Origin of the sequence: Bradyrhizobium frederickii, assembly GCF_004570865.1 — a bacterium.
In the GTDB taxonomy this organism is placed as follows: Bacteria; Pseudomonadota; Alphaproteobacteria; order Rhizobiales; family Xanthobacteraceae; genus Bradyrhizobium; species Bradyrhizobium frederickii.
The window spans coordinates 13,630-33,687 of the sequence record NZ_SPQS01000015.1 but is presented as its reverse complement, the minus strand read 5'-3'; the positions used below and the strand labels follow the sequence as shown (position 1 = coordinate 33,687).

The window sequence follows — 20,058 nt, the reverse complement described above, 5'->3', positions numbered from 1 at the left end:
AGCTATGCCGTTGAAGAACAGAGCTTTTCCATGGGCCCGGGAAGGCCCTTGAGCTCGATCTCGGCGATGACGGGCAGATGGTCCGAGAAGGCTCGCGCCGCCTCGTCGGTCCACACTTTCCGGATCGGGCTGTCGGAGGTCGCATAGATCCGGTCAAGCCGCATCAGGGGGAGACGCGACGGGAAAGTTCGCAGCCGCGTACGGTTCGGGCAGACCTGCGCGAGCACCCGCCGCACCGACTTGACCCAGAACCAGTCGTTGAAATCGCCGAGGACGACGGTCCTCGCTGGCTTGACCAGGTTCACCAGGGCCTGAGCCTGCGCATAGCGCTCGTGGATGCTTAAGCCCAGATGCGTGGCGACCACGCGCACGTCCCCGGCCGGCGTCAGCAGGCTGGTCGCAATGGCTCGGCGCGGCTCGCGCTCCCGATACGACACGTCGACGATCTCCGGCACAGCGGAGAACGGAAAGCGGCTCAGGAGCATCTGACCGTACTCGCCATCCTCGGTGACGATCGACTTGGCGTGAACGCGGTGATCTCCGACGACACTCGCCAGTTTCGCGAACGGATCGTCCGACCTCGACCGCGAATCCACCTCCTGAAGCGCGACGACATCAGGGGACCATTTGCGAAGGATGGAGCAGACACCCTCCAGATCGAATTTCGGATTGAGGTTGAACGTGCCATGCACGTTCCAGGTCATGAAGCGCATCAGCGCCTCCCGGCGAGCCAGGTGGCCAGGAATTGCGCGCCGGCGCAGATGCCGAGCCAGCCCAGGAACGCCAGCACGAGCAGCAACATGCTGCTCCAGGACGCATTGCGGGCGACATCCGCGATCTGAGCTCCCAGAACCGCCATGGCAAGGTTACCTGGCGTCATGCCCAGCGCGGTTCCGATCAGGAAGTCACGCAGAGGCAGCGTGCTCGCGCCGGCCACGACATTCACGATCGAGAACGGTGCGATGGGAATCATCCGGATCACGACGACAGCCAGGATGCCCTTGCCGACAACGCGGTCCTGGATCCGCGCCGCACGCCGTCCGAGCAATTGCTGGAGCCGCTGTCGTCCGAGTGCCCGCCCGATCACGAAAAGGACGAAGGCACTGAGCAGGACACCGGCGCTCGCCGTGACGAAACCCACCCAAGGCCCGAGCGCGGCCGCCGTTGCTGCAATGAGCACCAGCACCGGAAATACCACCAGCCCGCCGACGACAAAAGCCGCGATCGCGAACGGCGGCCCCCAGCCCGACTGCGAATAGGCAGACAGCAAATTCGAGACGCGCCCGGTGTCGGCGAAACCGCTCAAGGACGTGTAGGACCAGGCTATTGCCAAGCCAAAAAGCGCCAAGGCGATCGATACGATCCCGATGATGGTCTTGGTGCTCCACATGCGCGATGCCGCCCGCTCGAGGTGAAGAGGCCGCTCAGGGTCCGCCACCGGCTGAACCATCGTGGCCAGAGTGCTGGTCAGGATCGAGGACTCTACTTGCCGCAGCGCCTTCGCCCGATCGGCTCTCGACACCTCGTCAAGAAGACCAAGAAGGCGATCGTCGTCTTGCCTGACGCTGCGTTCGTCGAGCCCACAGAAGTGCGCGATCAGGCGTCGGCGAACCGAAGCGATGAACTCCCGGTGCTCATCGGATGCGGCTTCAAAGATCAGGTCACATTCGCTATCGGCGCCCATCGACCGATTGTTCAAATTGGCCGATCCGATTCGCAAGATCCGATCGTCGACGATCATGAGCTTGCTGTGCACCATCACGGCAGCCTCCCCCTCCCCGTCGCGCGAGACCGGGTAGACGAAGCGGATTCGATCGGCCACACCCGCCTCGCTGAAGCAATCGATGAAGGCGCCGCGGCCGTTTTGCATGGCCTGGGATTCCAGCCACGAGGAATGCAGTTTCGGAGCGACGACCAGAACCCGCAGCGACGGCACGCGCTTCATCTGCTCCGCCAGCTCACGCGCGATCTTGATGGCGCTGGTGAACTGGTTCTCGATGTAGACGAAGTTCGTCGCGGACCGGATCGCTGCAATCAGCGAGCGTTCGACCTCCCTGATGGTCGAACCCAGGGGGCAAACGACCTCGGTCCTGGCGATGCCCACGGGCATCTGCTCGGCCTCGACCGGCACATGCGACGGCCAGCGCATGCTCTTCAGCGCGCGGCGATCATGCGTCTGTTGGCCTGCTGCACGCCAGCGCTCCTCCGCCAGCTCGAACAGCGAGGCGGCAGCATCCCCGTCGACCAGGCATTGAACATCGTGAAACGGCTTGTATGGCTTACCCTGAGGGTCGCAGCGCAACGGCTGATCGGCGCAATGCTCGCTCGTGTCCCAGCGCCTGATCGTCAGATCGAGCCCGCCGACGAAGGCCAGCGCACCGTCGATGCAGACGATCTTCTGGTGCTGGGCCGAACCGAACGGAAGCGTCGAATCCAGCTCGAACTGGACGCGGCCGTCGGTGTCGGCGGTGAATTTGGCCGCGGAATTCCATTCCCTTTCCGAGGCGTAGAACGAGACGAAGTCCCAGACCAGAATGTTGATCCGCAGGCCCGGCCGGCGGTGCACAAGTGCGCGCAGGAATGGGCCGAGTTGTTCGGGCAGACCGTCATCCGCCCGTCCGGAAGCTCCGACCAGCCTGGTCTCGCTATGGATATCCCACCCGACGATGTAGACGAGATCTTGAGCCTCGAGCAGCGCCTCGCGCAGGGCCGCGAAATAAGCGGCCGCGTCGTTCAAGACCGCCACGCGCCGCGCCTCGCACCGTCGCCAGACGGTGTCGCCGGGAACCAGGGTCGATGAACTCTGAAGCAGGTGGACCTCGCAAATCACGTTCGCGTCTAAACGCGCTGAACACTCAAGGGGTTCCACGCTACAGGGATACGGTTCTGCGTGCGAGGGCCGGAGATAAGGCCCTCGATCAGAGCGCCGACCTTGTGCTCCCCCCGGCACGGGGCGCGGCTTTGCACGGCGCGGCTCCGCAATCGCAATGTCGTGAGACCGCAACATGATTGAGACAGGTCAATACGGGCTGGATCAAGCTCTGGGAACCTGGCGTCGGCAAGCAGATGGAGACGGCCATGTCACAGCAGAGCAGCGTGCACTATTATCTCAATTGGGCCAAGGAGCGGATCGACGAGATGGACGCCGCATTGGCCTCGTTCGAGGTCAAAGCCGGCCAGGCCAAGGCTGAGTCCAAGGTGAAGACGGATCAACTGCTGTCCGACCTGACCAAGCGCCGTGACGAATTTCAGGCGATGCTCAAGACCCAGGCGGAAGCAGGCGAAGCCGCCTGGACGGACGCCAAGGCCGACCTGGAAAAGCAATGGGCCGGATTCGAAGCCCAGATGAAGACCTACTTCGAGGGCGCAGGCAAACAGTTCGAGCAGCAACAGGCCACGTTCAAGGACGTTGCGGCGGCACAGGCCAAGGCCTGGCGCGAAGCCGCGGACAAATTCCGCGAAGCCGCCGGCAAAGTCGCAACAGCCCGCACCGTCGATGTCGATGCCGCGCTCAAGCAGATGAAATCGGATGCATCCGAAGCTGAAGCGCGTCTGCAGAAGCTGAAGCAAGCCGGCAGCGAATCCTGGTCGGTCCTGAGCGCCGCCCTCGCCGAATCCCGCAAGGCGTTCGATCAGGCGAACCAGGCTGCCTGGAACGCGCTGAAGGGTGCCGGTCCAAAGAGCTGAGCCGGTTCGCAAACGCGCCAGCCAAAACGAGGCGGACGGAGGAGCACGCGGGGCCCGGCTGCGAGCCAGGCTTGGCTCACGCGCTCTCTACGGCGCATCCGATCGTCCGTGCCTCAATGAGCAACGTCGAGCCCTTCCATCCAACCAGCTGATTTCGCTGTGACGTTCGGGGTGGTCCCAAAGAAAGGGGGGCGCTGTGCTGGCGGAAGGGGTGTCCTGTCAACCCTACTGTAATCAGCGAGCAATCTACGGTCCTAGCCACGGTAAAGCCGAGCGGCCTCCCGACGTAGTTCGCCCTGCGCGCCGCCACACGCTCACGCACCCCGACGGTCGACCGCTCAAGATCACCTTCGGCGAGATGCGCGGCATGGGCGTTTCGCGGCGTGCTGGTTTATTGCCATTGCGCGCATAACGTCGCTCTTGATGCGGATGGGGGGCCGGACGACATGAGGCTGTCCGATCTGGAGCCATGCTTCGTCTGCCAGGGCTGCCTTCGTCTGCCAGGGCTGCGGATGTCGCGGCGCCGACGTGCGGCCGGACTTCGAGCGGGGGAATCCAAAGCTTGCGATCATAGGCGCGAAAGACGCCGCCCACTGAGGCGGACCGTTTACCGACGACCTTCGTCTCTCGTGAGTGCTGCTAGTCTGTCCAACTGGGTGGCCAAGCCGGCGAAGCTCTTTGCGATGTTCTTCAAAAGGGAGGCCCGCGAGGCTGAAATACCTGGACCTCTGGAAAGTGCTTTGTAGCGCTCTGCTGTTTCTTGGCAGGCTGCGGCGGTAATCATTTCGGGCTCCGTTGCCAAAAAAAACCATAGGTGAGAACCGCTGTCATACTACCCTAAGTGGCTACACGCCAAGATCACAGTTGCGACAACGTTTGGCGCGGCCCAGGCACTCGTCTAGGAACGTGACCCCGTCGCGACGGTTAGCCTCTCACATCTGACGAAGGTACCTCCCAGCGTCCAGACAGCGGCTGGGGCATTTTTTCGTTGGTGCGGCTTTCCTGCTTGAACCGGCGGGCTCAAGCGTGTCCTCCCGAGCCCTATCGCCGCGCCCTCTCGCGAGCAGCATTAAGATCCGCTTTGGTCGCAGGGATTGCTGCTGCATCGGCGGATGGTCGGCTTGGGGGCGGTTCACCAAGGTCTCGTGCCCATCGTGCGCCGGATCGAACCGTCGCGCCGGAGTTGGCGTGATCGGAGCTCGCGCAAGCAGAGACAAGTAGGCCAGCAAGGCCGACCAATACCGCCCGCGTCGTCGCCTGGATGCACATCCTCGTCTAACCGAGATGCTGCCGAATCGATCCCCCGGATCATAAACGGAGATTTGGAAAAGTCGGAAAATGTGACCCGCCAGCAAATGTGGTTGCGTGCGAACATTCTTAAAACCATTGGGGGAGCAGCTTCCCCTCGGCTTGTTTCTATGGTACCATGGTTTATGGCTAAGACACGTGTGGTACCAAAGAAGAAACGAGGCCCGCCGCCGACTGGTAAGGGGATCCAGGTTGGCGAGCGCTGGCATCCTTCCGAGCTTGCGGCGATAGATGCATGGATCGCATCATCGCGCGACAAGACCCTCACCCGAGCGCATGCTATTCGCCGGCTCGTTGCGATTGGCCTTAGGATCAAGATCGAAAGTCAGGGCAAAAGCGAAGACATGAAGGGGCGCCGAGATGCCAAGCAACGCGCTCGCGAACTAGCAGCCGATGCGATCAACGAGATCGCCGATACGGCAGCCAGCCCAGAGGCCCAAGTCAGCCGTAAGCGGCGCCTCGTCAAAGGGCCGGAGGAATTTCAGAGCATTCGACGCGACCGGCCAAACCGGAAGTGATCGGTGGACGCATGGTCGAGGTTACGGGCCTCCATGAGGAACGTCGAGCCCTTCCATCCAACCAGCTGATTTCGCTGTGAAGTTCGGGGTGGTCCCAAAGAAAGGGTGAGGCTGTGCTGGCGGAAGGGGTGGGATTCGAACCCACGGTACCCTTGCGGGCACGCCGGTTTTCAAGACCGGTGCCTTAAACCACTCGGCCACCCTTCCAAGCGCGGAATGGCTGTCGCTTAACGCAGTCGACGGCGCAAGGCAACGCGAAGTTGGGCGCCCTTGCCTCTGGCCCCGTCAGGCCGGGCAATGGCATGTGGGAGTGGTCCCGCCTGTGGCCATCCTTCGAGACGCCCGCCGGCGGCGGGCCCTCAGGATGAGGACCGTGGGCGCGGCCGCAGTTTCAATGAGCGCCGATGCTGCTCAGCCTCATCCAGGGGCTTGAAGGCGACCGGCCTCTCGCATTTGGAAAAAAGCAAACGGCGCCCGTGAGGAGCGCCGCTCGAAACCGTTCGCAGCTGTGTCCGGCTCAGTACCCGCAGGACGCGCAGTTCATCTGCACCGGGGCGTAATAGGAGTAGCCGGGCGAGACCATCTCGACGCGCTGGCGCGTGGCGTATTGCGGCGGGATCTGCTGGTACTGGACGCTGGGCGGCGCGACCATCACGGTCTGCGGCACCATCACGGTGCGGTATTGCGCGGGTGTGCGATGTGCGACGACGGCGCCGGGCGACACCATCACGGTCTCGTCGACGGCGCGGTACTGGGGCGGCACGTATTGCTGCTGATAGCAGGTCTGGCACGGCGGCGGCGTGTAGCAATTGTAGCAGCCGGCGGAGGCTGCGCCCGTCATGGACATCGCGGCGACGGCGGTCGAGAAAACAACAGCAAGAGTACGCGACATCATGTGGTGCCCCAGTTGCCCGAAATGGATTTGCGAAGGTGGCGCATTATACGCCGCAAAATCCAGGGCCGCTGAAGTTCATCAGGGCATCCTTAATGCTAACAGCCGATCATGGCCGGCCGGTAAGAACTCATTGACCACGCCCGTCAACGCGCGACGTGGCGTCTTTCGTTCATCCGCCTCCGATGGCCGAGCTCAATGCCTCGCAGCTCTTTCCAAGAACTCCAGCAGCGAGGGATCGGTCTCCTCGAGTTCGACAAAGCGGCGACGAAGCTCGTCGGCGACATCTGCGGTGGCATCTCGCGACCATCCCTCCGCGGTATTGAAGGCCACGATACGTACCGGATGGAGATATTGGCCTTCGGCGAGATGTCTGAGCAGGGTCGCGCGATTGGCGTCCTCCTCGGCCGTCTCACACCAGGCGCGGCCCAGCCGCCGGCCGAAGTCATCGAGCACGAGATAGACGTCGCGGTCTGTCGTGACTTGCGGCACGAGTGATGGAGCATAACTCATGGCTAACTCCGCTACTGACAATCCGGACCGTTGCGGACGGATTTCGAATATGCCACGGCCTCGGGCCGAATTCGGAAAAATGGATTTCGGCCATTATCCAGAGGATGGCACGATTAAATTATAAATAAAATAAAAATTAATGAGATTTAAATAGCGGGATGTGGACAAATGCATTAGGTTGATGATGCCTGGCGGGCGAGCCCGCTTGTCGGGTGCCCACTTCGCAAACGGCTCTCGCCTCCACCCCCCAATAGCCCACACCCCGGACGGCGGGGGCCGTTTCTTTGCAGACCTCCGGCCCCACACTGTCCTGCAACAGTGCAGCGTCTGCGCTGGCGGATCGCCATCCGCTCCGGAGCAATCGATCCAGCCTTGCGATCCAGCCTTGCGGCGCCGCCGATTAGGCGCCTACCTCAAGCGCCGCTTGACCTCGCGCACCGCGCCTCGCGCGGCGCTGGTGGTGAGTGCGGCGTAGGCCTGCAGCGCAGTCGAGACGTTACGCTTGCGGCCCACTGCCTGCCAGGCGGCATCGCCCTTCGCCTCCTCGGCGGCGCGGCGCCTGGCCAGCTCCTCGTCGGAGACTTCCAGCGTGATGCTGCGGTTCGGGATGTCGATGGCGATGATGTCGCCGGTGCGGACCAGGCCGATATTGCCGCCTTCGGCGGCTTCCGGCGACAAATGGCCGATCGATAGGCCGGACGAGCCGCCGGAGAAGCGGCCGTCGGTGACGAGCGCGCAGGCTTTGCCGAGGCCCATCGATTTCAGATAGCTGGTCGGATAGAGCATCTCCTGCATGCCGGGACCGCCGCGCGGGCCTTCGTAGATGATGACCACGACCTCGCCGGCAACGACCTTGCCACCCAGAATGCCGTCCACCGCCGCGTCCTGGCTTTCGAACACGCGCGCCGGGCCGGAGAATTTGAGGATCGAGGCGTCGACGCCGGCGGTCTTCACGATGCAGCCGTCCTGCGCGAGGTTGCCGTAGAGCACGGCGAGGCCGCCGTCCTTGCTGAAGGCGTGGTCGAGATCGCGCACCACACCCTTCTCGCGATCGGCATCGAGCTCGTCGTAGCGGCGCTCCTGGCTGAAGGCGACCTGGGTCGGGATGCCGCCGGGCGAGGCGCGGAAGAACGTGCGCACCGACTCGCTCTTGGTGCGCTTGATGTCCCAGCGCTCCAGCGCCTCGTTCATGGTCGGCGCGTGCACGGTCGAGACCGAGGTGTCGATCAGGCCGGCGCGATCGAGCTCGCCCAGAATGCCCATGATGCCGCCGGCGCGATGAACGTCCTCGACATGCACGTCGGCGACCGACGGCGCGACCTTGCACAGCACCGGCACGCGGCGCGAGAGCCGGTCGATGTCCTTCATGGTGAAGGCGACCTGCCCTTCATGGGCGGCGGCGAGCAGATGCAGCACGGTGTTGGTCGAGCCGCCCATCGCGATGTCGAGAGTCATGGCGTTCTCGAACGCCTTGAAGTTCGCGATGTTGCGCGGAAGCACGGATGCATCGTCCTGCTCGTAATAGCGGCGGACGAGATCGACGATGGTGTGGCCCGCCTCGACGAACAGGCGCTTGCGGTCGGCATGGGTCGCGACCACCGAACCATTGCCGGGCAGCGCGAGGCCAAGTGCCTCGGTCAGGCAGTTCATGGAATTGGCGGTAAACATGCCCGAGCAGGAGCCGCAGGTCGGGCACGCCGAGCGCTCGATCACCTTGACGTCGTCGTCGCTGACCTTGGAATCCGCGGCGGCCACCATGGCGTCGATGAGGTCGACGGCCTTGGTCTTGCCGGCCAGCTTGACCTTGCCGGCTTCCATCGGGCCGCCCGAGACGAACACGGCGGGGATGTTGAGCCTGAGCGCTGCCATCAGCATGCCGGGGGTGATCTTGTCGCAATTGGAAATGCAGACGAGGCCGTCGGCGCAGTGCGCGTTGGCCATGTACTCGACGCTGTCGGCGATCAGCTCGCGCGACGGCAGGCTGTAGAGCATGCCGTCATGCCCCATGGCGATACCGTCGTCGACCGCGATGGTGTTGAACTCTTTCGCCACGCCGCCGGCCTGCTCGATCTCGCGGGCGACGAGCTGGCCGAGGTCCTTGAGATGGACGTGTCCAGGCACGAACTGGGTGAAGGAATTGACCACCGCGATGATCGGCTTGCCGAAATCGCCGTCCTTCATGCCCGTCGCGCGCCAGAGGCCGCGGGCGCCGGCCATGTTGCGGCCGTGGGTGGTGGTACGGGAGCGATAGGCTGGCATGGCGGTTTCCGTCCTCGGTTTGGGCCGGGGCGGGAAAATCTGGTGCCGCCTCAGGCCTTTGTGGCCGGATAGCGCACGGGGTCGCGGGGCGCAACGGGAACTTGGGCATGACAGGGCTCCCCTGCTCCCGGCGCGGGGTTTTCGTCGTTACGTCCCGTCATTCCTGGGCGATGCGCAGCATCGAACCCGGAATCCATCGGGCGGCACGCGCGCGGCGAAATGGATTCCGGGTTCGCGCCTTTCGGCGCGCCCCGGAATGACGGCGGGGGCGTCGGAGCCCCTATTGCAGCGTCGGATCGAGCCGGTCGCGCAGCCAGTCGCCGATCACGGAGACGGCCAGCGTGGTGATTACGATCGTGGTGGCCGGGGCCAGCATGATCCAGGGCGCCCGGGTCAGATATTCCCGGCCGTAGCCCACCATGTTGCCGAGGCTGGTCATCGGCGGCTGCACGCCGAGGCCCAGGAAGGACAGGCCCGATTCCATCAGGATCACCTCGGGAAAGACCAGCGTGGTCGAGACGATCAGGGTCGAGGCGATGTTGGGCAGGATGTGCCTGAGGTAGATCCGCGGCGGCGTCGCCCCCAGCTGGCGGACCGCGGCGGCATAGCCTTGCGCGTTGGCGGAGATGGCAAGGCCGCGCGCGATGCGCGCGTAGCGCTCCCAGCCGAACAGGCCCATCAAGCCGATCAAGAGCGGCAGCGAATTGCCCAAGAAGGCGAGCACCGCGAGGGCCATGATCAGGAACGGCATGCTGGCCTGGAAGTCGGTCAGCATCAGCACGAGTTGCTCGACGGCGCCGCGGAAATGCGCGGCGAGGAAGCCGAGCATGGTGCCGACGATCGCCGAAATCGCGGTCGCGCCGAAGGCGATCAGCAGCGAGATGCGGATCGAGACGAGAAGCCGCGACAGCACGTCCCGGCCGAGCTCGTCGGTGCCGAGCCAGTGTGCGGCATTGCCGGGCGCCGCCAGCCGGTTGCGCAGGTCGAGCTGGGTGAAGCCGTAGGGCGCGATCTTCTCGGCGAAGGCGGCGATCACGAGCATCGCGACGATCCAGGTAATCGCCAGCGCAACCGAGACCGGGATCGCCGGCAGGCTGATGCGGCGGCTGGTCGTGTCCTTCAACGCGGCGTCGGTCATGCATGCGCTCCCTTGGCGCGCAGGCGCGGATCGAGGAAGCCGTAGAGGAAGTCGACGATCAGGTTTGACGTGACCATGGTCATGGCGACCAACAGCAGGATGCATTGCACGACGGCAAGGTCGCGGTTGGCGACGGCGACGACGAGCAGGCGCCCTACTCCCGGCCAGGCAAACACGCTCTCAACCACCACCGCGCCCGCGATCAGCGTGCCGACCATGAAGCCGAGAATCGTGACGGTCGGGATCGCCGCGTTCGGCAGCGCATGTGACGTCACCACCTTGCGCCACGGCAGGCCCTTGGCCGAGGCGGTGCGGATATAGGGCTGGCCCAGCACCTCCAACATGGCGCTGCGGGTGAAGCGCGCCAGCACGGCGGCGCCCCCTAAGCTCAGCGTCGTGATCGGCAAAATGGCATGGCGCCAGCTGTCCTGCCCGCCCGAGGGCAGCCAGCCGAGCTGCACGGCGAAGACCAGGACCAGGATCAGCGCGAGCACGAAGCTCGGCACGGTGAAGCCCGCGACCGCCGTCGTCATCACGGCACGATCGATGGCGGAGCCCCGGTGCAGCGCGGCGTAGATGCCGGCGGGAACGCCGATCGCGACTTTGAAGAAGAAGGCCGGCAGGGTCAGCGCAAGCGTCGCCGGGATGCGCTCCAGCACCAGCTCGATCGCGGGCCGTCCGTCGCGCATGGAGCGGCCGAGCTCGCCCTTGGCGATGGCGCCGAAATAATCGAGATACTGTAACCAGATGGGATCATCGAGACCCCAGGCCTTGCGGAACGCCGCAAGCACTTCGGGCGGCGCCTCGGGTCCGAGGATCATCAGCGCGGGATCGCCTGACAGCCGCAACACGATGAAGGCGAAGGTGACGACGAGGACGATCGTGAGCGCGGCGCGGCCGATGCGGACGGCGAAATAGCGTCCCATCAGGCCGCATCCCGCGTTTGCGCGCCCGTGACGAGGTGGCAGGCCACCTGACGGTCGCCGCCGACAACCGACAGCGCCGGCACCTCGCTCGCACAGCGCGCAATCGCGCGCGGACAGCGCGGATGGAAGGCGCAGCCTTGCGGCCGCGCCGCCGGGTTCGGCGGATCGCCCGCCAGCACGATGCGGCCCGCACTGCGGCGGCCAGGTGCCGGCGACGCCGAGACCAGTGCCTGCGTGTAAGGATGCTCCGGCCGCGCGAACAGGTCGTCGGCACTGCCGATCTCGACGATGCGGCCGAGATACATCACCGCGACGACATTGCTGATCTGCCGGACGACGCGCAGATCGTGGCTGATGAACAGCAGCGTCAGCGACAGCTCCGCCTGGAGATCGCAGAGCAGGTTCACCACCTGGGACTGGATCGAGACGTCGAGCGCGCTGACCGGCTCGTCGCAGACGAGGAAATCGGGCTTGGTGGCGAGCGCTCGCGCCAGCACGATGCGCTGGCGCTGGCCGCCGGACAGCGCACCGGGATAGCGCGCGCCATGCGCCGGCGTCAGCTCGACTGCGCGCAGCAATTCGCGGACGCGCTCCTCGCGATCCGCGGGCGTGCCGATGCCGTGAATGTCGAGCGGCTCGCGGATTTGAGTTGCGACCGGCAAGCGCCGGTCCAGCGCGCCGAGCGGGTCCTGGAAGATCATCTGCATGCGCGCCCGCTGCGCGCGCCATGCGGCCGTTGCGGGCATCGCCATCGGCTTGCCGTCGAACCGCACCTCGCCGCGATCGGGCGGCTCGAGACCGAGCACGATACGCCCCGTTGTCGATTTGCCCGAACCGGACTCGCCGACGAGACCCAACGTCTGCCCCTTGGCAATCGCGAGCGACACGCCGTCGACGGCGTGTACGGCCGTAGCCCGGCCGAACATGCCCGAGCGCATCGCATAGCTGCGCGAGATCGCGGACACCTCGACGAGCGGCGGGCTCATTCGGCGGCGATCCCAAGCAGCGCGCGGCGGGAGGCCTCGGCGCGGATGCAGGCGACGCGGCGGTCATCCGCGATCGGCGCCAGGCTCGGCGCGGCGAGCCCGCACGACTCGGACGCCAGCGCGCAACGCGGCGCGAAGGCGCATCCACCAGGCATTTTTGCGGGATCGGGCACCGTTCCGGGAATGGCGGTGAGGCGCCGGCGGGGCCCGTCGAGCGGCGGCAGCGCACCGATCAGGCCCTGCGCATAGGGGTGCGCGGGATCGGCGAAGAGCTGGTTGCTGGGAGCTTCCTCGACGATGCGGCCGGCATACATCACCGCGACGCGGTCGCAGTTCTCGGCGACGACGCCGAGATCGTGGCTGATCAGGACCAGCGCCATCCCGAGCTCGCGGCGAACCGTCGAGAGCAGCTCCAGGATCTGCGCCTGGATGGTGGCATCGAGCGCCGTGGTCGGCTCGTCCGCGATCAGGAGGTCCGGATTTCCCGCGAGCGCCATCGCGATCATGATGCGCTGGACCTGGCCGCCGGAAAATTCGTGCGGATAGGCGTCCAGCCGCCGGCCTGCGTCGGGAATGCCGACGAGATCGAGCAGCCGCCGCGCTTCCGCCTTCAAGGCAATACCTTGGAGATTCCGATGCAGCGCCAGCGCTTCGCAGAGCTGCCTGCGGATCGTCAGCACCGGGTTGAGCGAGCTCGCCGGATCCTGGAAGATCATGGCGATACGCCCGCCCCTGACGCGGTCGAGCTCGGTGGCCGGCGCGCCGAGGATCTCGCGCCCCTCGAGGGTCACCTTGCCGGAGACCTGCGCATGCCGCGGCAGGAGGCCGAGTGCGGCGAGCCAGGTCACGGACTTGCCGGAGCCGGACTCGCCGACGAGACCGAGGGCCTCGCCCTTGTGCAGGGTGAGATCGACGCCGCGCAGGACCGGCACGCCGCTGAAGGCGACGCTGAGACCTGCAATGTTGACCAGCGGCGCCACGGCTACGCCTCGAAATTGCCGGCGCGGAAATCCATCGCGAAGGCCGGCGCCGCTTTCCACTTGATCGATTTCGGCTTGGCGGTGAAGGTCGCGTTCTGGTGCAGCACCGTGTAGGCGGGGTCCTCGCGCTCGGCGATCTCCAGCATGCGGCGGAACGCCTTCTTGCGCGCGGCCCGGTCGGTCGAGGTCTCCAGGAATTCCGAGAGCTTGTTCAGCTCGACATTGGTCCACTCGCCGATCTGCTGCTGCTGGCCGTTCGGCCCATGCTGGGCGACCAGCGACGACACCGGGTCGTTGAAGGCGGCCGAGTTCGACCAGTCGCGCACGGCGCGGGTCGGCGCGCGCTCCATGATCTGCGACCAGTTCTCCTTGGTCTCGATCTGCACGTTGAGGCCGACCGATTTCCACATCTCGACCAGCACCTGCGCGGTCGCGACCTGGTTGGTGTAGTAATTGTTGAGCAGGCGGTAGGGAATCGGATCGCCCTTGTAATTGGCCTGCTTGAGCAGATCCTGCGCCAGCTTCGGATCATAGGCCGGCACGTTCCAATCGGCGTTGAACATGTCGCCGTAGAACTCCCATTGCAGGCCCTTCGGCACGCGGGTGCGGCCGGCCCACAGGCTGTCGACGATGGCCTGGCGGTCGATCGCATGGGTGAAGGCGCGCCTGACCAGCGGATTGCCGAGCACGGCGTGGTTCTTGTCGAACACGGTCAGGCGGTGGTTTTGAATCGTGCCGCCCTGCACTTCGAACGCCGAATTCTTCTCGATGCCGGCGATTTGATCCGGCGGGATGTCGCAGGCGAACTGGTATTCGCCCGACAGGAGCCCGTTGATGCGGCTTGCGACCTCGGGCACTTCGAGGAAGCGGATGCGCTTCAGCGGTGGACGGCCGCCCCAATATTCGTCGTGCGCTTCCAGCGTCAGCGACACATCGGGCTTGAGCTCGACGACCTTGTAGGGGCCGGTCGTGACGGGCTTGCGCGCCCAGTCGAGATAGCTCGCGGACTCCTCCCAGGCGCGGCGGTTCATGATGTCGGAGCCGTAGCGCGACAGCCGGCCCTCGATGGTGACGTCGGGCGTCGCGTTGTAGAAGCGCACGGTGTACTTGTCGACAGCATCGACGCGCACGAGATCGGGCCAGATGCGGCGGGCGACGGCCGGCACATCAGGCGGCAACTCCTTGCCTGGCCGCGGCGTCGGGATCTTCTCGAACGCTTTGATCGTGGAGCGGTTCTTGGCCTCGGTCTCGCCGAACATGCGCTCGCGGCTGAAGGTGAAGACGACGTCCTCGGCCGTAAGCTCGTCGCCATTGTGGAACTTGACGCCCTGGCGCAGCTTCACCTCGACGGTCTGGTCGTCGATGCGGCGCCATTCGGTGCCAAGGCCCGGCACGGCTTCCAAATTGCCGCGCCAGTTCTTCGAGATCAGGCCTTCCCAGATCGAGGAGAAGAACACGCGCTCGCCGACATTGGACTGCTCGCGCAGCACGTCGAGCACGTTCGCGTTGGTGACCTTCTGCACGGCGATCGTCACCGACGGACGGTTGTCGCCCTGCGCGATGGCAAAGCGCGGCAGCAGCAATGTGCTCGCGGCCGCGCCGCCGGATTTCAGGATGGTGCGACGGGTAAATTTTCTCATGGCGGTAACCCCTGCCCTGGATGATGCAGCTATTCGGCGAGTCCGAGCGCGGCGAGATGGGCTGCGCCGGCGCGGACGTCGTCGTGATTACGAAGTTCGAGGATCAGGCGCGGGTTGGACGTCAGCCGTCCCAGCGCACGGAACACGGCGACCCAGGGGATGTTGCCCTCGCCCGGGGCCCAGTGCCGGTCGGCAAAGCCGTCGGTGTCCTGCAGATGCACATGCGTCAGCATGTCGCCGGCGGTCTCGACGTAGTAGTCGACCGGCGGCGCGCCGGTGGAGATGTGGGCGTAGTTGGCGTGACCGGTATCGAGCGAGACGCGAACCTTGGCGCTTTCGAGTGCCTTGGCGAGACGAACGCGGTCGCGCGGATCCTTGTCCTCGATGTTCTCGATGACGATCTCGCAGCCGACGGTTTCCGCGCGCGCGATGACCTCGGCGAGCGTCGCCTTGACGCGCTCGACGAGATTGTTGCGATTGTCCGGATAGAGATCGAGATTGTTGTGATCCCAGGTCGTGAACGGCGAATGGATCACCATCTGCGTCGCGCCGAGGAACTCGGCGGCATCCAGCCCCTGAAGCAGGCGCTTGGTCACCGCCTGACGGATCATGGGATCGTGGCTGTCGATCTTGAAGCCCCAGAACGGACCGTGGATGCCGAGCCGGCCGGTATGGCCCGACAGCATCTGCTTGATCTCGCCGGCGGTGCTGCGCCAATCGCTGTCGAGAAGATCGGCGCGGAAGAAATCCTGGATTTCGAGATCGCGCTGCCGCTCCAGAAGCCAGTCGCGATGCGCGGGTATCGACTTGATGGACAATGCGGCGCCCAGCACCGGCTTCGACATGGCTTGCTCCTTGACCTTCAGCGATGACGGGAGCAGCGCTAGACCAGTTCGATGACAGGCCGGTGAAATGCAGGTTTCGCAGCGCCGGGAGATGTGGACATCCTGACCGCGCGCTCCGGATTCAGACGACAGCGATCGCGGCGCCGATGCCGAACGAACACACCGCAACCGTTATCGTGTCCGTAGTGATCCGGAATGGAATCCTAACCAAGCTTCGCGTACATCGCGGGACATCGATCGGCGGCCACTACCACGGGCATCACCCTCTGATCGCGCGCCACGGGGTTGGGGGACCACATGGGGCGGGGGATTGAAGGCTGGGGCAAGGTGACGCGGTCCGGACTCCTAGGCACTCCGGACCTCGACACTTTCTGAGATTGAACGCAAGAACGCGCCGTCCGGTTGGGGCATCCGGGCGGCGCGTTGTCGTTTCAGCGTCGTGTTTCGCTCAGCGCGTCAGCGGTTCGATCGTCACCGTGCAGTCGCCCTGCCCCTGTGTTGCGACCAGGATATTGCCCGCGGCAGCGCCGAGGGCGATCGGCGCGGACGAGCCGCCGCCTTGCATCTGCACAATCACGCTCATGGAATCCCCGCGCGCGGTCGATCCCACGGTTGAGGGTTCTGCCTGGGCGACATTGCCCGACGCGTCACGCCGCATGATCTGGCAGTTCACGTTACTTGCGCCGGCCGCCGCCATGCTCGATGAGGCGGCGCCGCCCATTTGCGCGCGGGCTCGCGACGGATCGCGCGGCACCTGGCTGACGATGCGGTGCGTGCGCGGCTCCACGATGACGACATCGTCATCCGTGGCGAAATATTCGTAGTCGCGATATGCCGGCTCGATCGACACGATCTCGGGCGGAAGCCGGTGGAGACGCACGCGCGGCGGAATCGTCTCGCCGACCCGGATCGAGATGTTCAGATTGCGCTCCGGCTGGGCCAGGCGCGCCCTGCTCACCGTTTCGGAGATCCGCACCTGCTTCTCGGACGTCACCTGGGCCTGCTGATTGACCTGCGTATTGGTCTGGGTGGTCTGGTTGGCTTGATTGGTTTGCGTACCAGAAGGCGCAGTCTGCGCATTGTTGGTCGGAGCCGTCCGGCTCGTGTCCGTCGCGGTGGCTGGCCGGTTGATCTGCTGCGCCGGCTGCTGCTGATCGGCAGCATTGCGCGGCGGCTGGGCCTGGTTCTGCTCTTTCTGGTTGGTCGCAGCCCCAGTCCGCTCGTTCTGCTGGCCGGCGGGACCGGTCTTGGATTTCTCGGTCTCGGCCGTTGATTTCTGCGGCGCAGACTTGTCCTGCTTCGTCTCAGCGCTGCTCTTGCCGTCCCGTCCCGGTTTCGCGCTCTCGGCTTCACGGTTGCGATTACGCGCAGGCTCGCGGGATTCTTGTGCCTGATCGCTGGCCTTCGGCTGGTTACGCTCGGCAGAATTGGCCGGCTGGCGCTTGTCGTCGTTGGCCTCGTGCTTGGCAGCGCCGCCCTTCTCCTCGCGGCCCGCGCCCTGCAGTCGCTCCTGGGCGCCCTGTGCGCGCTCTTGAACACGTTCCTGGGCGCCGCCGCGCTGCGGCGCGGCGCCTTTCGCCGGCTCCTCGGTCCGTTTCGGCTCCTCTCTGCGCTCACCGGGCGCCTGGGCGTAGGCGACGCCGGAAGCAAGCATCAATCCGATAGCCGCAGTCGATAGCATCAAGTGCCTGCGCATAGTCCCTCTCCTCGAAAATTCGCAACAACACAGGCAAACGTACTGTGGGTGCGAAGGTTCCTGAGGAGGAACGAGGGCGATCAAACCGGGCTTACATCGCGTCCTTGAGCGTGAGGCGGGCTGTGAATGTCACACTGGTCTTGCCGACCAGCGCCATGCCTTCGACCTCGGCGCCGCCGGCGGAATAGTCGCCCGAGAATCCGCAGGTGACCTCCCTGCCGCCGAAGGCGAGCGTCCTGCCGACGGCTTCGGTGTGCTGGTTGACGATCATGTCGCCGCGCCACTTGCCGTTCCGGAAGGTGTAGCTGCCGGTGTAATAGAAATAGCTGTCGCCGCCCATGATGCGGCCGTCGCAGAGCACCACGACGCCCCTCGCCTGGCCGCGCTTGCCGTCGCGCATCTCGATGTCGAAGATGTAGAGGCCGTTGACGACCCTGGCCTCCTCCTGTGCTCCATCCACCGTCGACATCCGATCATCCCCCACCGATCCGCCGTCCGATCAGTTCGGCACGTTCCGCTCGAGATCCTCGAGCCAGGCCGCCGCGCTCGAATCCGACGGCGCGCGCCAGTCGCCGCGGGGCGACAACGAGCCGCCCGCCGAGACCTTCGGGCCGTTCGGCATCGCCGAGCGCTTGAACTGGCTGAAGGCGAAGAAGCGGCGCAGGAACACTTCGAGCCAGCGGCGGATCTCCGGCAGATCATACGCCCTGCGCCGGTCGCTCGGGAAGGCCGGCGGCCAGTCGCCCTTGGCCACGTCCTTCCAGGCGTGCTGCGCCATGAAGGCGATCTTCGACGGCCGCATGCCGAAGCGCAGCGTGTAGAACAGGTTGAAGTCCTGCAGCTCGTACGGTCCGACCGACGCTTCCGTGCTCTGCGGCTTCTGGCCGGCCTCCACCGGCACCAGCTCGGGCGAGATTTCGGCCGCCAGGATCGCGCCGAGCGTGCGGTTGACGTCGGCGCTGAACTGCTTGGACGAGATCACCCAGCGGATCAGGTGCTGAATCAGCGTCTTCGGCACGCCGGCATTGACGTTGTAATGCGCCATCTGGTCGCCGACGCCATAGGTGCACCAGCCGAGCGCGAGCTCGGAGAGATCGCCGGTACCGATCACGATGCCGCCGTGATGGTTGGCGAGCCGGAACAGATAATCCGTGCGCAGGCCGGCCTGAACGTTCTCGAAGGTGACGTCGTAGACCTTCTCGCCCCGGCCGAAGGGATGGCCGATGTCCTTCAGCATCTGCGTCGCCGTGGTGCGGATGTCGAGTTCCTGCCAGCTCGTGTGCAGCGCCCGCATGAGCGCCAGCGCATGGGTCTTGCTCTCACTGCCGGTGGCAAAGCCCGGCATGGTGTAGGCCAGGATGTTCTCGCGCGGCAGGCCGAGCAGATCGACCGCCTTGGCGGCCACGATCAGAGCGTGGGTGGAATCGAGCCCGCCCGAGACGCCGATCACGACCCGCTTGGTGCCGGTGGCGCGCATGCGCTGCACGAGGCCGGCAACCTGGATGTTGTAGGCCTCGTAGCAATCCTGCTCGAGCAGGCTTTCGTCGCTCGGTACGAACGGGAAGCGCTCGACCTTGCGCAGGAAGCCGATGTCGGATGCCGGTGGCTTCAACGCGAATGTCACCTTGCGGAAAAACGCCTCGCGCTGCCTGCGGTTGTCGTCGAACGTGCCCATCAGCGCACGCTCCTGCCTCAGCAGGTCGAGATCGATGTCGGCAGTGGTGATCTGGCCGCTCTGCCGGAAGCGCTCGCCCTCGGCCAGCAGCACGCCGTTCTCGTAGATCGAGGTCTGGCCGTCCCAGGACAGATCGGTGGTCGATTCCCCCGCCCCGGCGGCGGAGTAGACATAAGCCGCGAGACAGCGCGCCGATGTCGACTGGCACAGCAGCGCGCGCGAGCGCGCCCGGCCGATCGTGATCGGGCTGCCCGAGAGATTGATCAGCACGCTCGCGCCGGCGAGCGCCAGCTCAGAGGCCGGCGTTACCGGGATCCACATGTCCTCGCAGATCTCGACGCCGATGGTGAGGCCCGGAACGTCCTCGGCCGAGAACAGCAGGTCGACGCCGAACGGCGCATGCAGCCCGCCGAACGCGATCGTTTCCCCGACCATGCCGGCGCCGGAGGCGAAATGCCGGCCCTCGTAGAATTCGCGGTAGGTCGGCAAATAGGTCTTCGGCACCACGCCGAGAACGTTGCCGCGATGTATGACGACGGCGCAATTGTAGATGCGATGGCCAAAGCGCAGCGGCGCGCCGACGATCAGGACCGGCATCAGTGCCGCGGAGGCCTCGACCAGGCCGGCGAGGCCGCGCTCGACCGCATCGAGCAGCGGGTCCTGCTTGACCAGATCCTCGATGGCGTAACCGGACAGGCACAGCTCGGGAAACACGGCGACCGCCACCGACTGCTCGTGGCAGGCGTTGGCTGCCGCCAGCACCGCCTTTGCGTTGGCCGAGGGATCGGCGACATGGGACGTGGTGACACAGGCCGCCACGCGCGCAAATCCGTGGGCGTAGATCGAGTGGAAAGTCATCGAGCGCAGTACCCTTGGTCTCTTCGCTGCCGAAGCCGTCAGCTCCGGATCATATGTAGCCCATCGGCCGGGGCGCGTGCAGGCCATCCGCCGTCATGCATAACGGATTTGCAGGGCCGCCGGTTCGCGCCCGACGA

At 65.4% G+C, this 20,058-nt stretch carries 16 protein-coding genes and 1 tRNA gene; 2 read left to right on the top strand and 15 right to left on the bottom strand.

Annotated features, from left to right (window positions below):
* Positions 1-2: 2 nt before the first annotated feature.
* Positions 3-713: an endonuclease/exonuclease/phosphatase family protein gene (locus tag E4K64_RS24640; protein WP_135165818.1), complete on the bottom strand. Its 711-nt coding sequence runs from the start codon at positions 711-713 to the stop codon at positions 3-5.
* Positions 713-2,869, bottom strand: a complete 2,157-nt coding sequence (locus tag E4K64_RS24635) for a VTT domain-containing protein (RefSeq protein ID WP_235884769.1) — start codon at positions 2,867-2,869, stop codon at positions 713-715. Before E4K64_RS24635 ends, E4K64_RS24640 begins: the two co-directional genes overlap by 1 nt.
* A gap of 209 nt (positions 2,870-3,078) precedes the next feature.
* Here E4K64_RS24635 and E4K64_RS24630 point away from each other — a divergent pair, with 209 nt between their 5' ends.
* Positions 3,079-3,687 (top strand): sll1863 family stress response protein, encoded by a 609-nt coding sequence (locus E4K64_RS24630; protein ID WP_135165817.1) that lies wholly within the window; start codon positions 3,079-3,081, stop codon positions 3,685-3,687.
* 1,322 nt (positions 3,688-5,009) lie between these two features.
* Positions 5,010-5,513: a hypothetical protein gene (locus E4K64_RS24620; protein WP_235884768.1), complete on the top strand. Its 504-nt coding sequence runs from the start codon at positions 5,010-5,012 to the stop codon at positions 5,511-5,513.
* A 117-nt stretch (positions 5,514-5,630) separates the two neighbouring features.
* On the opposite strand, the gene E4K64_RS24615 is transcribed toward E4K64_RS24620, so the two are convergent.
* The 13 genes from E4K64_RS24615 to E4K64_RS24555 all read right to left on the bottom strand — a co-directional run bounded on the left by E4K64_RS24615 (position 5,631) and on the right by E4K64_RS24555 (position 19,921).
* Positions 5,631-5,720 (bottom strand) — tRNA-Ser (locus tag E4K64_RS24615).
* A gap of 310 nt (positions 5,721-6,030) precedes the next feature.
* Positions 6,031-6,354, bottom strand: coding sequence for a hypothetical protein (locus tag E4K64_RS24610; protein ID WP_126257810.1), 324 nt, complete (start codon positions 6,352-6,354; stop codon positions 6,031-6,033).
* Between the two features lie 246 nt (positions 6,355-6,600).
* Entirely contained in the window at positions 6,601-6,918 is a 318-nt protein-coding gene (locus E4K64_RS24605; protein ID WP_135165816.1) for a hypothetical protein, read from the bottom strand.
* 408 nt (positions 6,919-7,326) lie between these two features.
* Positions 7,327-9,177, bottom strand: a complete 1,851-nt coding sequence (ilvD, locus tag E4K64_RS24600; protein ID WP_135165815.1) for a dihydroxy-acid dehydratase — start codon at positions 9,175-9,177, stop codon at positions 7,327-7,329.
* A gap of 280 nt (positions 9,178-9,457) precedes the next feature.
* Positions 9,458-10,315 (bottom strand): ABC transporter permease, encoded by an 858-nt coding sequence (locus E4K64_RS24595; protein ID WP_135165814.1) that lies wholly within the window; start codon positions 10,313-10,315, stop codon positions 9,458-9,460.
* Entirely contained in the window at positions 10,312-11,241 is a 930-nt protein-coding gene (locus E4K64_RS24590; RefSeq protein WP_167772232.1) for an ABC transporter permease, read from the bottom strand. Before E4K64_RS24590 ends, E4K64_RS24595 begins: the two co-directional genes overlap by 4 nt.
* Positions 11,241-12,227 carry an ABC transporter ATP-binding protein gene (locus E4K64_RS24585; RefSeq protein ID WP_135165813.1) on the bottom strand — a complete coding sequence of 329 codons (987 nt, stop codon included), beginning with the start codon at positions 12,225-12,227 and terminating at the stop codon, positions 11,241-11,243. The genes E4K64_RS24590 and E4K64_RS24585 overlap by 1 nt, the downstream gene beginning before the upstream one ends.
* Complete coding sequence (locus tag E4K64_RS24580) at positions 12,224-13,207, bottom strand: ABC transporter ATP-binding protein (protein ID WP_135165812.1); 984 nt, start codon at positions 13,205-13,207, stop codon at positions 12,224-12,226. Before E4K64_RS24580 ends, E4K64_RS24585 begins: the two co-directional genes overlap by 4 nt.
* Positions 13,208-13,209: 2 nt before the next feature.
* Entirely contained in the window at positions 13,210-14,847 is a 1,638-nt protein-coding gene (locus tag E4K64_RS24575; RefSeq protein WP_135165811.1) for an ABC transporter substrate-binding protein, read from the bottom strand.
* 29 nt (positions 14,848-14,876) lie between these two features.
* On the bottom strand, positions 14,877-15,692 hold the full coding sequence (locus E4K64_RS24570) for a sugar phosphate isomerase/epimerase family protein (RefSeq protein ID WP_135165810.1): 816 nt from the start codon (positions 15,690-15,692) through the stop codon (positions 14,877-14,879).
* 448 nt (positions 15,693-16,140) lie between these two features.
* On the bottom strand, positions 16,141-17,472 hold the full coding sequence (locus tag E4K64_RS24565; RefSeq protein WP_235884767.1) for a DUF1236 domain-containing protein: 1,332 nt from the start codon (positions 17,470-17,472) through the stop codon (positions 16,141-16,143).
* Between the two features lie 7 nt (positions 17,473-17,479).
* A complete protein-coding gene (locus E4K64_RS24560; RefSeq protein WP_135165809.1) occupies positions 17,480-17,857 on the bottom strand; it encodes a GrlR family regulatory protein in 378 nt (125 codons plus the stop codon).
* 30 nt (positions 17,858-17,887) lie between these two features.
* Complete coding sequence (locus tag E4K64_RS24555) at positions 17,888-19,921, bottom strand: NAD(+) synthase (protein WP_135165808.1); 2,034 nt, start codon at positions 19,919-19,921, stop codon at positions 17,888-17,890.
* Positions 19,922-20,058 lie beyond the last annotated feature (137 nt).

Bases quoted from the DNA above. Each gene is read 5' to 3' on its own strand.
- E4K64_RS24640 (WP_135165818.1), bottom strand. From the start codon at position 713: ATGCGCTTCATGACCTGGAACGTGCATGGCACGTTCAACCTCAATCCG.
- E4K64_RS24630 (WP_135165817.1), top strand. From the start codon at position 3,079: ATGTCACAGCAGAGCAGCGTGCACTATTATCTCAATTGGGCCAAGGAG.
- E4K64_RS24610 (WP_126257810.1), bottom strand. From the start codon at position 6,354: ATGACGGGCGCAGCCTCCGCCGGCTGCTACAATTGCTACACGCCGCCG.
- E4K64_RS24605 (WP_135165816.1), bottom strand. From the start codon at position 6,918: ATGAGTTATGCTCCATCACTCGTGCCGCAAGTCACGACAGACCGCGAC.
- ilvD (WP_135165815.1), bottom strand. From the start codon at position 9,177: ATGCCAGCCTATCGCTCCCGTACCACCACCCACGGCCGCAACATGGCC.
- E4K64_RS24595 (WP_135165814.1), bottom strand. From the start codon at position 10,315: ATGACCGACGCCGCGTTGAAGGACACGACCAGCCGCCGCATCAGCCTG.
- E4K64_RS24590 (WP_167772232.1), bottom strand. From the start codon at position 11,241: ATGGGACGCTATTTCGCCGTCCGCATCGGCCGCGCCGCGCTCACGATC.
- E4K64_RS24585 (WP_135165813.1), bottom strand. From the start codon at position 12,227: ATGAGCCCGCCGCTCGTCGAGGTGTCCGCGATCTCGCGCAGCTATGCG.
- E4K64_RS24575 (WP_135165811.1), bottom strand. From the start codon at position 14,847: ATGAGAAAATTTACCCGTCGCACCATCCTGAAATCCGGCGGCGCGGCC.
- E4K64_RS24570 (WP_135165810.1), bottom strand. From the start codon at position 15,692: ATGTCGAAGCCGGTGCTGGGCGCCGCATTGTCCATCAAGTCGATACCC.
- E4K64_RS24560 (WP_135165809.1), bottom strand. From the start codon at position 17,857: ATGTCGACGGTGGATGGAGCACAGGAGGAGGCCAGGGTCGTCAACGGC.
- E4K64_RS24555 (WP_135165808.1), bottom strand. From the start codon at position 19,921: ATGACTTTCCACTCGATCTACGCCCACGGATTTGCGCGCGTGGCGGCC.